General features: G+C 37.8%; 10 protein-coding genes and 3 tRNA genes. 7 read left to right on the forward strand and 6 right to left on the reverse strand.

Annotated features, from left to right (window positions below):
• Window positions 1-37 precede the first annotated feature (37 nt).
• From QV04_RS05400 to wecA, 4 genes are all read right to left on the reverse strand, one after another.
• Window positions 38-114 (reverse strand) — tRNA-Pro (locus tag QV04_RS05400).
• 11 nt (window positions 115-125) lie between these two features.
• Window positions 126-201: transfer RNA gene (locus QV04_RS05405), tRNA-His, on the reverse strand.
• Between the two features lie 40 nt (window positions 202-241).
• A tRNA-Arg gene (locus QV04_RS05410) sits at window positions 242-318 on the reverse strand.
• A 290-nt stretch (window positions 319-608) separates the two neighbouring features.
• Window positions 609-1,688, reverse strand: coding sequence for a UDP-N-acetylglucosamine--undecaprenyl-phosphate N-acetylglucosaminephosphotransferase (gene wecA / locus QV04_RS05415; protein ID WP_065230456.1), 1,080 nt, complete (start codon window positions 1,686-1,688; stop codon window positions 609-611).
• A gap of 159 nt (window positions 1,689-1,847) precedes the next feature.
• On the opposite strand from wecA, the gene hemL reads away from it, so the two are divergent.
• Both hemL and QV04_RS05425 read left to right on the forward strand, forming a co-directional pair.
• On the forward strand, window positions 1,848-3,134 hold the full coding sequence (gene hemL / locus QV04_RS05420) for a glutamate-1-semialdehyde 2,1-aminomutase (protein WP_039174373.1): 1,287 nt from the start codon (window positions 1,848-1,850) through the stop codon (window positions 3,132-3,134).
• A 183-nt stretch (window positions 3,135-3,317) separates the two neighbouring features.
• The gene (locus tag QV04_RS05425; protein WP_197494798.1) at window positions 3,318-4,700 is read left to right on the forward strand and encodes a Do family serine endopeptidase; all 1,383 of its coding nucleotides are present in this window, start codon (window positions 3,318-3,320) and stop codon (window positions 4,698-4,700) included.
• Between the two features lie 58 nt (window positions 4,701-4,758).
• On the opposite strand, the gene cpdB is transcribed toward QV04_RS05425, so the two are convergent.
• Entirely contained in the window at window positions 4,759-6,681 is a 1,923-nt protein-coding gene (gene cpdB / locus QV04_RS05430) for a 2',3'-cyclic-nucleotide 2'-phosphodiesterase (protein ID WP_197494799.1), read from the reverse strand.
• Between the two features lie 142 nt (window positions 6,682-6,823).
• On the opposite strand from cpdB, the gene QV04_RS05435 reads away from it, so the two are divergent.
• Window positions 6,824-7,645: a Cof-type HAD-IIB family hydrolase gene (locus QV04_RS05435; RefSeq protein WP_065230455.1), complete on the forward strand. Its 822-nt coding sequence runs from the start codon at window positions 6,824-6,826 to the stop codon at window positions 7,643-7,645.
• A gap of 1 nt (window position 7,646) precedes the next feature.
• Window positions 7,647-8,339, forward strand: a complete 693-nt coding sequence (locus tag QV04_RS05440) for a Sir2 family NAD-dependent protein deacetylase (protein ID WP_065230454.1) — start codon at window positions 7,647-7,649, stop codon at window positions 8,337-8,339.
• Window positions 8,340-8,871: 532 nt separating this feature from the next.
• On the opposite strand, the gene QV04_RS05450 is transcribed toward QV04_RS05440, so the two are convergent.
• Complete coding sequence (locus QV04_RS05450) at window positions 8,872-11,142, reverse strand: NADP-dependent malic enzyme (protein WP_065230452.1); 2,271 nt, start codon at window positions 11,140-11,142, stop codon at window positions 8,872-8,874.
• 463 nt (window positions 11,143-11,605) lie between these two features.
• Here QV04_RS05450 and rsuA point away from each other — a divergent pair, with 463 nt between their 5' ends.
• The 3 genes from rsuA to treR are packed head-to-tail and all read left to right on the forward strand — an operon-like array spanning window position 11,606 to window position 14,482.
• Window positions 11,606-12,310 carry a 16S rRNA pseudouridine(516) synthase RsuA gene (gene rsuA, locus QV04_RS05455; RefSeq protein ID WP_065233280.1) on the forward strand — a complete coding sequence of 235 codons (705 nt, stop codon included), beginning with the start codon at window positions 11,606-11,608 and terminating at the stop codon, window positions 12,308-12,310.
• Between the two features lie 28 nt (window positions 12,311-12,338).
• Window positions 12,339-13,535, forward strand: coding sequence for a Bcr/CflA family multidrug efflux MFS transporter (locus QV04_RS05460; protein ID WP_065230450.1), 1,197 nt, complete (start codon window positions 12,339-12,341; stop codon window positions 13,533-13,535).
• Window positions 13,532-14,482 carry a trehalose operon repressor TreR gene (treR, locus tag QV04_RS05465; protein ID WP_065230449.1) on the forward strand — a complete coding sequence of 317 codons (951 nt, stop codon included), beginning with the start codon at window positions 13,532-13,534 and terminating at the stop codon, window positions 14,480-14,482. The genes QV04_RS05460 and treR overlap by 4 nt, the downstream gene beginning before the upstream one ends.
• The last annotated feature ends 163 nt before the right edge of the window (window positions 14,483-14,645 follow it).

The raw sequence follows: 14,645 nt of genomic DNA on the forward strand, positions 1-14,645 counted from the left end.
ACACAGATTGTCTGATAGCTTTTTAAAGAACAAAAAATGGTCGGCGAGATAGGATTTGAACCTACGACCCACTGGTCCCAAACCAGTTGCGCTACCAAACTGCGCTACTCGCCGATTTATATTGATGGGGTGGCTAATGAGACTCGAACTCACGACAACCGGAATCACAATCCGGGGCTCTACCAACTGAGCTATAGCCACCATAGATTTTAGATATTGCGTTTACCTAATCCAACCGAGCTGGCGCGCTCGACAGGATTCGAACCTGAGACCTTTGGCTCCGGAGGCCAACGCTCTATCCAACTGAGCTACGAGCGCTCATCGCGTCGTTGCGGGGCGTATATTAATGACTTTCAGATAGCCTGTCTAGCTTTTTTTTTAATTTTTTTTTGTTTGATGATATTTTACTCTTTATTAATATTTTTTAGTCATTTCCTTAATAATAAATGCTCAGAACATTCTTATTTTTATCATTTTAATGAATTAAATCGAACATAACGGCACAAGCAGAAAAGAAAGTTTTCTATTTTTCTAGATGAATAAGAGAAATATTAGATAAGAAAAAGGTGATGTTTTCTGTTTTTCATACTCACATCACCTTAGCTCTTCTATTTTTTACTTACCAAACCTTTCGCTTTTCTCCATCTACGCTGTATTCTTCTGATAAAACGTGTAACTCGCCAAGCTCGAGTAATTGAATAGCCGTATAAAAATATTAATACAATAAATCCGAAAAACATTAGCCATTCATTAATATAGTAAATTTCCCCTAAAATACCAAATCCTGCACACACTGCCGCCATCAATGTAATAACGGCAAATGCTTGTCGAGAAGTTAAACCCGCTCTTACCATTAAATGGTGTACATGCAAACGATCAGGACGGAAAGGGCTTTTCTTTTTCTTTAATCTTCTGATGACCACACAAATCATATCAATCAGAGGAATTGCAATCAGCCAAAGTGCAGTAATTGGTTTAATTGGATGCCCATGTCCTTGTGTACTCAATAACAAAATCCAAATCATAGTAAAACCGATTAGAGTACTTCCCGAGTCTCCCATAAACACTTTATTTTTGATACCAAACACTGACATATTAAATAAAATATAAGGGATTAAGCATAAAATAAGTGCAAAACACCACGCTGCCAAATCCATCTGTCCATCCAATACCAATAAAATACCAATTGCTGCAAATGAAACACTGGATAAGCCACCAAGCAGACCATCTATGCCATCAATCATATTAAAGGCATTCACAATGGCAATAGTTGCAAACACGGTAATTACAACCCCAGCAGTTCCTAACGTGATCTGAAACGGGCCGATAATTTCTCCAAGGTTATTTAACGACAGATCTCCGATATAGATCATCAACAAAGCTAATATTGCTTGCACAATAGCTCGCAAAAAAGGACTTAAATCAAAACGATCATCAAGTACGCCAACAATTAATAACACAGTGACACAACTCAAATAGAGATAAGGCAAACGCATTTCGTTCCATTCGAGGAGATAGTAGCAAGTGTTACTGATGAATAAGGCTATTCCTCCGATAAGAGGAATTAATCCTTGATGACGTTTTCGATAATTCGGTTTATCCACTAACCCAATTTTCACTGCTAATGGACGCATAATAATTAATGCTAGAAATGAGCTTAAGAACGTTAACACAAAACTCAGCCACATATTTTAAAGACCCCTTAACATACGAGTTGTAATGCTGAATGATGGTTGAAAATGGTTGATGAGAATAGCATAAAGTCACTTTTTAATACATTTGTTTTTTTCATTATCTTTTGATTTCAAGTACAATATTGCTCACATTTAACTACAATGAGAAAAACAATGACATCTTCAGTAACTTTATTTGAAAAAGCACAACAATTTATTCCTGGTGGAGTCAATTCGCCTGTTCGTGCATTCAATGGTGTATCAGGTACACCTGTCTTTATCCAACGCGCTCAAGGCGCTTATCTTTATGATAGTGAAGGTAAACAGTATATTGATTATGTTGGTTCTTGGGGACCAATGGTCTTGGGGCATAATCATCCTTCAATCCTTAATGCAGTCATTGAAACAGCTAAAAACGGTTTAAGTTTCGGTGCGCCAACCGAATTAGAAATTGAATTGGCTGAATTAGTGTGCCGCTTAGTACCCTCAATCGAAATGGTTCGTATGGTAAACTCTGGTACTGAAGCAACAATGTCCGCTATTCGCCTGGCCAGAGGCTACACTAAACGGGATAAAATTATCAAATTTGAAGGATGCTATCATGGACACGCAGATTCTTTATTAGTTAAAGCTGGTTCTGGTGCGTTAACCCTAGGTCAACCAAGCTCGCCAGGTGTACCCTCTGATTTTGCAAAACATACTTTAACTTGCACATATAATGATCTTAGCTCCGTCGAGGAAATGTTTAAACAATATCCAAATGAAATCGCCTGTATTATTGTTGAGCCAGTAGCTGGAAATATGAATTGTGTTCCTCCGAAACCAGGTTTTTTGCAAGGATTACGCCAACTTTGCGATCAATACGGCGCATTATTAATTATTGATGAAGTAATGACCGGATTCCGAGTTTCGCTTGCCGGCGCACAATCTTACTATGATGTAAAACCTGATTTAACAACACTTGGTAAGATCATCGGTGGAGGAATGCCGGTGGGTGCATTCGGTGGTAAAAAAGAAATTATGCAGTATATCGCTCCAACCGGACCTGTTTACCAAGCTGGTACATTATCAGGGAATCCAATCGCGATGGCGGCAGGTATTGCCTGTTTAACAGAATTAGCAAAACCAGAAAATGAGAAATTGCTTGCAGAAAAAACAAAAACATTAGCCGAAGGTTTAAGAACACTCGCCAAAAAACATCAAATTCCTTTCGTTGTCAATTATGTTGGTGGAATGTTTGGGCTATTTTTTACTGATCAAGACAAAGTAGAATGTTATCAAGAAGTAATGAAATGTGATGTAGAACGATTCAAAAAATTCTTTCACTTAATGTTAGAACAGGGAATTTATTTGGCTCCTTCTGCCTTTGAAGCCGGATTTATGTCACTTGCTCATAGCACACAAGATATTCAAGCAACTTTAGCTGCTACAGATAAGGCGTTCTCAATCTTAAAAGATTAACATTCTTTTCTTAACGGTATAATGGTTAATCATTATACCGTTTCTTTACCTCTAAACAGTTATTTTATCTATTTTTGATTAATTTTTCAGCTTTTGGGGAACATTTCCTTTTAATGATTGTCTTAATGGCGCGAATAACAATTCGTATAAAGTTATTTTTTAAGGAGATATTTTTAAATGAAAATTAATAAGAAAAAATTCGTTTTAACCAGTATTGCATTAGGATTAAGCATCTTCTGTGCTTCATTGCCAACACAGGCTAATATTCCAACTTCTGTGTTAGAAAATACCTCAACACCAAGTTTAGCTCCGGTATTGGAGCAGGTTCTTCCGGCTGTTGTCACTATTTCGGTGGAAGGAACAGCTGGAAACAGTCCAAGTAATAATCTCTTACCTGAATTGCCACCAGAATTTCAATTTTTCTTTGGAGATCAATTCAAGAATCGCTCACCTCGTCAATTTAAAGGGCTTGGATCAGGTGTGATTATTAATGCCGATAAAGGCTATGTTTTGACTAACAATCACGTTGTTGATGGTGCTGATAAAATTACTGTTACGCTCAGCGACGGTAGAGAATATAAAGCAAAATTACTTGGTAATGACTCTATGTCAGATGTAGCTTTAATTCAATTAGAAAATGCCAAAGATCTCACCCAAATAAAAATGGCTGATTCAGATAAAGCAAAAGTCGGCGACTTTGTAATTGCCGTTGGTAATCCTTTCGGCTTAGGTCAAACCGTCACTTCAGGTATTATTTCTGCTTTAGGGCGTGCAGCCGATGATGATACCAACAGCTATCAAAATTACATTCAAACTGATGCTGCGGTCAATCGTGGTAATTCCGGCGGACCGTTACTTAACTTAAAAGGTGAATTGGTCGGTATTAATACTGCTATTATCGCCCCAAGTGGTGGTAATGTTGGTATTGCATTTGCAATTCCAAGCAATATGGCAAACAGTTTGGCTCAACAGATTATCGAATTCGGTCAAGTCAAACGCGGTGTTTTAGGCATTAAAGGTGGTGAATTGAATGCAGATCTTGCCAAAGCATTCGATGTTAAAGCACAAAAAGGTGCTTTTATTAGTGAAGTGCTTCCGGATTCTGCTGCTGCAAAAGCTGGATTAAAAGCAGGTGATATTATCACTGGATTAAATGGACAAAATATCAATAGTTTCTCTGAATTACGTGCTAAAATTGCAACGACCGGCGCTGGCAAAGAGATGGAAATCACCTATCTACGTGACGGTAAATCCAATACTGTCAAAGTGAAATTGCAAGCGGATAATGAATCTTTAGCCAGTGGTAACAGCGTCATTTCTAATTTAGATGGTGCTGACTTAAAGAATTACCACGAGAAAGATCAAAAAGGTGTGGTAATTGCTGAAGTGAAACCTAATTCAAAAGCGGATCAATTAGGATTGAAGAAAGGAGATATTATTATTGGTATAAACCGTCATCAAATTAATAATATTGGAGAATTACGCAAAATTTTAGACGGCAAACCGGCTGCTATTGCACTCAATATTATTCGTGGCAACAATAATTTCTACCTCTTTATTCGCTAAATTCTCCTTAATCCAAGCTCACCGTTACGGTGAGCTTTTTTATTAAAGAGTTCCAATATTATGGTTTTAAATCAATCTGATAGATTGCAAAACCATTTTCATCCTGACCAACATTTTTCATCGGATATTGCACTTGTTTTTGAATAAACTCCGCTGCTTTTTCTGATGGAGATGTTTCAAATACAATTTCCGCTTTATTATTTGGAATAGATTTTAATCGCCAATTATTGTCTGCTGTTGATTTAACTTCTCCCTGTTCTTTGCTGACACGACGAATATAATCCGCCAAAATTGAACGGTTTTCATCAGGAGATGCGAACGCTGTTTGGCTGCCGTCAGTACCAGGGAATTTATTACCAAATGCACGATAATTATTGGTCGCTAACAAGAATTGCTGTTGCGGATCAATCGGTTTGCCGTTAAAAGTAAGATCAGTAATACGATGTGCTTGTGGATTAATCAATTTACAATCGCCATCATAACGAGCCGGTTGGGTTACATCAATTTGATAATTAACACCATCAATTACATCAAAATTATATGTACGGAAACCATCCCAATTTAATAATGGCTGTTTTTCTGCTTTATTCGGATCGATCTGATTAAACTGCCCCGCAGAACATTCCAACCATTCACGCACCTGCTCACCATTCACTTTTACGGCTACCAAAGTATTCGGATACAAATAAAGATCCACCGCATTACGGAAACTTAACTGTCCTGCTTCCACTTCAGTAAAGTTTGTCGGATCGTTTTTACGCCCACCCACTTTAAACGGTGCTGCAGCAGATAAAACCGGTAATTTCGCTAAATCAGGATCACCTTGCACAAAACGTTTGACATAGTCCTGTTGCGCCTGATTAACAATCTGAATTGTCGGATCATCCTGTACTAACGCGAGATAACTGTACATTTTACCATCCGCTTTACCAATCGGTTGGTTCACATAATCACGCGTATTTTTATGATCCTTCGCCAATGCTTTTACAATCGGTTGATACTCTTCAGCCAACGCTTTCTTATTTTTTCCATCATAAATCGGTCTTGCTTCCGCTTTTGCTTGTTGCACAACCCATTTACCACTATTGTTACTTAACGTTAAATCAATCACACCAACATGGCTGCCCCAACGCCCCGGCATTACTGCCGGAATGCCATTGATAGTTCCGGTAACAATATCCGCACCCGGAATACCAGCAAATTCTTTACTTGGGAAGACTGCGTGAGAATGACCAAAAGCAATCGCATCAATACCTTTCACTTGAGATAAATAATAAACAGAGTTTTCTGCTAACGCTTGATAAGGTTCACTAGAAACACCAGAATGTGCTACTGCAACAATAACATCTGCCCCTTTCTCTTTCATTTCTGGCACAAGAACTTTAGCCGTTTCGGTAATATCCTTGACAATAACTTTACATTCAAGATTCTTTTTATCCCAAGTCATAATTTGCGGCGGTACAAATCCAATATAACCGATTTTAATTTTTTGTTGCTTACCGTCCGAATCAGTGAATTGATAATCCTTAATCACATACTGCTTAAAATATGGTTTGCCAGTTTTCGCATCAAATACATTTGCATTAACATAAGGATATTTAGCACCTGATAATGCTTTTTTCAAAAAATCCAAACCATAGTTAAACTCGTGGTTTCCAATGTTACCGACATCATATTTCAATAAATTCATTGCCTTAAAAACTGGATGAATATCACCTTTTTTTAAGCCTTTTGCCGCAGCATAATCCCCCATCGGACTACCTTGAATAAGATCGCCATTATCCACCAATACACTGTTCTTCACCTGTTGGCGAGCTTTCATTACTAAATCGGCAGCTCTAACCAATCCCAATGCACTGGAAGGCGCATCTTTATAATAATCATAGTCCATCATATTGGCGTGCAAATCTGTGGTTTCAATCACACGTAAATTTAATTCCGCAGCTGTTGCATAAGCACTCATCAATGCGCTGCCAAACATTGCCCAAAAAACGGGTTTCAATGAAAATTTCATCCTTTTCCTCTCTAAAAAAACAAATTAAAAAGCGTGTTGATTTTATGCCAAAGGCAACGCAGAATAAACAAAGTTCAATAATTAAAATGACTTACCACAAGGAAACTGTATGACAAAATATAAATTACTGGCAACAGATATGGATGGCACACTGCTCGATAAACAAAAGAAAATCAGTGAGCGTAACCAACAAGCTATTCAATCCGCAAAAAAAGCGGGCGTAAAAATTGTATTGGCTTCCGGTCGTCCTTTAGAAGGCTTACAACCTTATCTGCAACAACTTGGCTTATTAGATGAAGAAGATTATGTTCTCTGTTTCAATGGAGCTTTAGTGCAACGTAGCGATGGCAAAATTATTACCCGTCAGGAAATGAGCGGAAAAGATTGCAAAATGCTAACCAATTATGCACAAAAATTTGGTGTTTTCTGTCACACCTTTTCTGAATCACGTGGTCTTATCGCACCTCAAGAAAATCAATACAGCCGACATGATGCGGAAATTAATCATATCCCCTTACATATTATTGATTTTTCAAAAATTCCTGATGAAGAACCGGTCATTAAAACGATGTGGGTAGATACACCGGAAAAGTTAGACGCTGCATTAGCCAAACTTCCTGAAAATATTGCCGAACAATATACCATTGTTCGCAGTACGCCATTTTTCTTAGAGTTCCTACCTTTAGCTGCCAATAAAGGAAGTGGCATTGAAAAATTAGCGCAACATCTTGGATTTACTGCCGATGAAATTATTTGTATCGGTGATGCCGGCAATGATTTTCATATGATCGAATATGCAGGTTTAGGGGTGGCAATGGGTAACGCAACCGATGAGATAAAGGCAATTGCTGATTATATTACTGCCGACAACCTTAATTCCGGCGTTGCTGAAGTTATTGAAAAGTTCATTTTAAATCAAAAAGGTGAATAAAATGAAACCAATTTGTGCCGTATTAAGCGGAGCTGGTATCAGTGCTGAAAGTGGATTACCTACTTTCCGAGCTGAAGACGGTTTATGGGCAGGTCACAGAGTGGAAGAAGTTTGTACTCCTGAAGCGCTGGAACGAAACCCACAAAAAGTACTCGACTTTTACAACGAACGCCGTCGCAATGCTGCGGCAGCACAGCCCAATGCCGCACATCTCGCCCTGGTGGAATTAGAACAGAAATATGATGTCAGAATTATTACGCAAAACGTTGACGATCTGCACGAACGTGCTGGCAGCAAAAATGTGCTTCATTTACACGGTGAGTTAAATAAAGCACAAAGTAGTTTTGATCCAGACTATATTGTTCCGTGTTATAAAGATCAATTGATTACCGACAAAGATCCTAATGGACACTTAATGCGCCCATTCATTGTCTTTTTTGGCGAAAGTGTACCAATGTTAGAACCGGCGATAGATATTGTTGCCAATGCAGATATTCTGTTGGTGATCGGCACTTCATTACAAGTTTACCCTGCCAATGGGTTAGTACACGAAGCGAAACGAAGTGCAAAGATCTATCTTATCGACCCAAATCCAAACATCGGCTTTCTCCAACGTCCAGTAAATATCATTACCCAAAAAGCAACCGAAGGTGTCGTTCAGGTTGTAAGAGAATTGTTAATGACTAAATTATAATCCATTTTCTGTAAACAAATCCGCTGATTGTCTACAACACTGAATGAGTGAGTCCAATAATAAATCCGGCTGGACTTGCTCATTTTAATAATTGAGATAGTGAGGTGAAAATCAGTACTATTTCAAAAATAGATAGTTATGTTGCAATCAATCTACTGCTGTACAAATGCAAAATTCCAAAATCAATACAGCATTTCATTAAAAATAGAAGTACAAATCTAACTAGTAGCAGGATCAGTTAATGCAAACGCCACTGATACTATAAATGGAACTCAACTACACGCTACTGACATATGTATGGCAGAAAACAGCAATCATATTCAGAATATCCAATAATAAATTTGATAATGTAGATAAAGGTTCTCATCGTTATATCGCAGTTGCAAGAGCAATAGAAATATATCTTAGGAAAAAAGATATAATGGTTGGTGCTGCCTACGGCTTTGAATAGTAATTATTTCTTTAATTAGGGAAAGTTCGCAAAAAGCGGAACTCTTTAGAAATTCCGCTTTTTGTTATTTAACTGATGCGTTTATTTCTTCTGCGCTTGGACTGCTGCAACTGCCACCATATTGATAATACGGCGTACTGAAGACACCGGAGTAAGGATATGAGCAGATTTCTTCAATCCCATCAACATTGGGCCAACAGTGATTGCAGTAGTAGTAGCACGAAGCAGATTATAACTAATACGTGCTGATTCCATACTTGGCATAATTAACAAGTTGGCTGCACCTTTTAGAGGGCTGTCCGGCATAATATCTTTGCGAAGCTGCTCTGATAAAGCAATATCGCCGTGCATTTCACCATCAATAATAATATCCGGGCGGCGTTCTTGAACCAATTCAAGCACTTTACGCATTTTAATAGCATTCGGGCTACTAGATGAGCCGTAATTTGAATTAGATAATAACGCCACTTGTGGTTCAATACCGAAAGATTTCACTTCTTCCGCCGCCATAATAGTGATTTCTGCCAATTCTTCCGCAGTAGGATTTTCGTTTACAAAAGTATCTGCAATGAAAACGTTACCTGTCGGCAATACTAAACTGCTTACCGCTCCAAGGGTATGCACGCCATCCGCCACGCCAAGCACATCACGTAACGTATGAAGATGTTCACGATAAGAGCCAACTAGCCCACAAATCATCGCATCTGCTTCACCAAGTTGCAATAAGGTTGCTGCAATCGCAGTACGGTCAGAAATCAAACGTTGACGAGCCAAGGCAGGTGTAACGCCTTTGCGTTTCATAATGTCATAATAGGTTTGCCAACCTTGTGTATAGCGGTGATCCTGATCATTATTGACAATATCAAAGTCTCTACCGGCAACAATTTTCAAGCCTAAACGCTTAATTCTTTGCTCAATCACCGCCGGTCTACCAATTAGGATTGGATAAGCAATTTCTGAACTACTTATTTCTTGCACAGCGTGCAACACTCTAGGCTCTTCACCATCAGCTAAAATAACACGTTTTTTATTGTTTTTAGCCTGAGCAAATACCGGCTTCATAAATAAATTGGTTTTGTAAACAAATTGAGTAAGCTCATCAACATAAGCATCAAAATCAATAATCGGTTTTTGTGCTACTCCACTATCCATTGCTGCTTTTGCAACAGCCGGAGCTATCTTAACAATCAAACGTGGATCGAATGGTTTTGGGATTAAGTATTCAGGCCCGAATGAGACTTCATTTTCTGCATAAGCAGAAGAAACAACATCACTCTGTTCCGCCAATGCTAAGTCTGCAATTGCTCGAACCGCCGCCAATTTCATCTCTTCATTGATGGTGGTGGCGTGTACATCTAATGCGCCACGGAAAATAAATGGAAAACAGAGAACATTATTCACTTGATTAGGAAAATCAGAACGACCGGTACAGATAATCGCATCTGCACGAGCTGCTTTAGCAACCGGCGGAAGAATTTCCGGAACAGGATTTGCTAAAGCTAAAATCAATGGATTAGGCGCCATAGTTTTCAACATTTCCGGAGTCAATACACCCGCTTTTGAACAGCCTAAGAAAATATCCGCATTTGGCAACGCATCCGCCAATGTGCGCGCACCGTTATCTTCAACTGCATAAGCCTGTTTGGTTTCATCCATATGGTCTCCACGACCTTTATAAACTACACCTTTTGAATCGCAAATTGTAATATTTTTTCTCTCAATGCCTAAAGCAACCATTAAATTTAAACAAGCAATTGCCGATGCTCCAGCACCAGAAGCCACTACTTTTACCTGTTTAATATCTTTATTCACTACACGTAGCCCATTAAGCACAGCAGCTGCACAAATAATAGCTGTACCGTGCTGATCATCGTGGAAGACCGGAATTTTCATTCTTTCGCGTAATTTCTTTTCAATATAGAAACATTCCGGTGCTTTAATATCTTCAAGATTAATACCGCCAAAAGTAGGTTCTAATGCTGCAATAATGTCAATTAATTTATCTGGATCAGTTTCATTAACCTCAATATCAAACACATCAATACCAGCAAATTTTTTGAAAAGTACACCTTTACCCTCCATTACCGGTTTACCTGCCAACGCTCCGATATTACCTAATCCTAATACTGCAGTTCCGTTGGAAATCACTGCAACTAGGTTACCCCTTGCGGTATATTTATACGCATTTGCCGGATCTTTCTCAATTTCTAAACAAGGCTCAGCAACACCAGGCGAATAAGCTAATGCAAGATCTTGCTGCGTCGCTAATGATTTAGTTGGTGTCACTTCTATTTTTCCCGGAATTGGAAATTGGTGAAAGTCTAATGCCGCTTGGCGTAGTTTTTCGTCCATAATCTATCCTTATTAATATGTTATTTTTCGCAAGAGATTTACCACTTTACTTACTGCGAATGGCAATTTGAAGTTGAGAGGCAATCCACTGTGCTGTCATAATGACAGGCTTTAATAGAACATCAAAGTCTATCGCTATACCTTTATCTATTTTGTTGATTGTTGACCGCCTTTGGAGATTACAGCGGAGATTGGATTATTATTGGTTACCCTAAAAATAGAACTCACTCACTAAAAAATCCATTTGTCATTATAAATCTATTTCTTAAGAATGCTGTGAGCTATGCCACATTTTTAACAAACAGTGTTAAAATACCGCTTTCTTTGTATGTATAAAATGAGCGATTTTGCTTTTGAAATCCATTACAACCTAAATAAGATCACAAAGTCATATTTAAAACAAACTTTTCTAACTCATTTTATTCCTATTAAAGGGGTAATACCAATCAATAAGGTTAATTAAATGAAACAACGTTTAGATAAATTTCTCTCTGAATACACAGGATTATCCCGTTCACAGGCGACAAAAGCATTACGCCAAAATTTAGTTAAAGTAAATCAACAGGTTATTAAAGACGGTGCATTAAAAATTTCACCAGAAGATCAAGTAGAATTTGATGGAACCTTACTGGAATGGACAATTGGCAATCAATACTTTTTATTGTTTAAACCTGAAGGTTATATTTGCTCTCACGATGATGGTGAGTACCCTACTGTTTATCAATTTTTTGATTATCCTCTTTCAACTCGACTACACACTGCCGGACGTCTAGATGTTGATACCACAGGATTAGTACTACTCACAGATGATGGACAGTGGTCTCATCGTATTACATCTCCTAAATATCATTATGAAAAAACTTATTTGGTAACATTATCAGACCCTATTGAAGATTTTTATGTTGAACAATGTATGCAAGGTATTCTTTTACGAGGAGAAAAACAACCAACTAAGCCGGCACAAATTGAAATAATTGATGATTACAATTTGAATTTAACTATTATTGAAGGTAAATACCACCAAGTAAAACGAATGTTCGCTGCTCTTGGAAATAAAGTAATCAAATTACATCGTTGGAAAATTGGTCAAATCATCTTGGATTCGCAATTAGAAGAAGGTCAATATCGTGCATTGACTGATGCGGAGGTTCAATTTTTCTTAAAATAAAAAACAAGATAAATAAAAGGAGGTTTATGTGAGAAATAAAAAAGTAAAAATTAATTTTGCATTTGTTTTAATTTTGGGGCTATTATCAATGATGCCTCCGCTGGGGATTGATATGTATCTTCCAGCATTTCTTAATATTTCACGCGACTTAAATGTTCCCTCCAGTCAAGTACAATATACATTAACTATGTTTACCTTAGGAATGGGAATTGGACAGTTAATTTGGGGACCGATCGCAGATAGCATCGGACGTAAGCCAGTTATTTTATTTGGTTTAAGTATTACTACCATTGCTGCATTCGGGCTCACACAAATTAATAATATTCATCATTTTATTGGTTTACGCTTAATACAAGGATTTTTTGGTGCTGCACCGGTTGTTGTACTGGGAGCATTACTACGAGATCTATTCAGTAAAAATGATTTTTCCAAAATGATGTCATTAATCACTTTAGTATTAATGATAGCCCCGTTACTTGCGCCAATTCTAGGTGGTTATTTAGTGCAATATTTCCATTGGCACTCCATTTTCTATCTTTTAGTTATTGTAGGCATCATCAGTGGTTTACTGTTTTGGTGGAGAATTCCAGAAACATTGCAAGTTGAAAAACGACAACATTTCTCTTTACGCAATATCCTACGCCAATTCTGGAGTGTATTAAGACACAAAGAAGTACTAGGTTATTTGATCGTTTCCACTTTCTCATTCGGCGGTTTATTTGCCTTTTTAACATCAGGTTCTCTTGTCTATATCGATATTTATGGCGTAAAAGTCGAAAATTTCGGTTATTTCTTTATGCTAAATATTGCAATTATGGCTTGTTTCACTGTTATTAACGGTAAAATTGTTAGCAAAGTAGGTGCAGAAAAAATGTTACAATTCGGTTTAGCAATGCAAGCTGCTGCCGGTTTGTGGTTATTTATTGTGGCAATTTTTGATCTCGGTTTTTGGTCTATGGCACTTGGTATTGCTTGGTTTATTGGAATGAACTCGACTATCGGTGCTAATGCTGCCGCTTTAATTCTGGAACATTTTGGACGTATTGCCGGCACAGCAAATTCTGTATTAGGCACACTCCGTTTCGGTGGCGGTGCGGTAATTGGTTCCGTACTTGCTTTAGTGCCTGTCACTAGTGCTATTCCAATGTTGGCAACAATGATCGTATGTATTACTATTGCAGTTCTCGGTTATTGGCTATTAACCTATCGAAACTTACAGAAATGACAAGACTCACTATCAAAGATATTGCACGTTTGAGCGGTGTAGGAAAATCCACCGTTTCACGTGTATTGAATCAAGATCCGAAAGTCAGCGATAAAACTCGAGCTAAAGTGGAAAAGATAATTGCTGAACAAGGATTTTTGCCATCCAATTCCGCACGTGCAATGCGAGGACAAGGCAATAGGATTATTGGCATTATTGTTTCTCGCCTGACATCAAGTGCAGAAAATCAAGCTTTATCCGCAATACTACCTCTGCTTTATGCTGCACATTGTGAGCCTATTATTGTTGAGAGTCGTTTTGATGAAAAATTAGTGCTGGATCATTTAACGCTTTTTCGACAAAAAGCAGTTGACGGCGTTATCTTATTCAGCTTTTCCAGTATTGAACAACTCGATCTAAGCAGCTGGCAACAAAATTTGGTGATTATCGCTCGTAATCATCCGGGAATCACCTCCATTTATTATGATGATCACAGTGCAGTGCAACAATTAATGCAGACATTATTAAAAAAAAATCATCAGGCTATCGCTTATATTGGTGTTGACGACAATGACACTACCACTGGTTTTCTGCGTCATCACGCTTATTTATCGTTTTGTCATCAACATCAATTTCCAATTCTTGATTTGCAAGGAGATCTAAGTTTTGAAAGCGGTTATCAACTTGCACAACAAATCGATTTTCACAAATATAGCGCCTTAGTCTGTGCCACTAATAACCTTGCATTAGGTGCAATCAAATATTTACAACAACAACAACTAACACATATTTATGTTGCCAGTGTCGGCAATAATCCACTCTTGAGCTTTCTATTTCCACAAACTTTAATGATCGATTTAGGTTTTCAACAAGCAGGTGAAAAAGCAGTTTCTCAGCTTCTTTATTTGTTAGATGGCGGTAAAGAGATAAAATCCTTCTGCTTACCCTGTCGTTTACTTGAAAATTAACCTGTTCTTTCAACTTTATCGGAATCATTTTCTATCCACACAACCTGTGGATAACTTTGTGGAATACTTTTAGAAAAAAACGCTTAACCCTTAGTTTATAAGGAGTTTTATTAACTGAAACAAATTTGATTGCAAAATAACATTTATTTATAAATCAATAAGT

This window comes from Gallibacterium genomosp. 1 (genome assembly GCF_001678575.1).
Taxonomy (GTDB): domain Bacteria; phylum Pseudomonadota; class Gammaproteobacteria; order Enterobacterales; family Pasteurellaceae; genus Gallibacterium.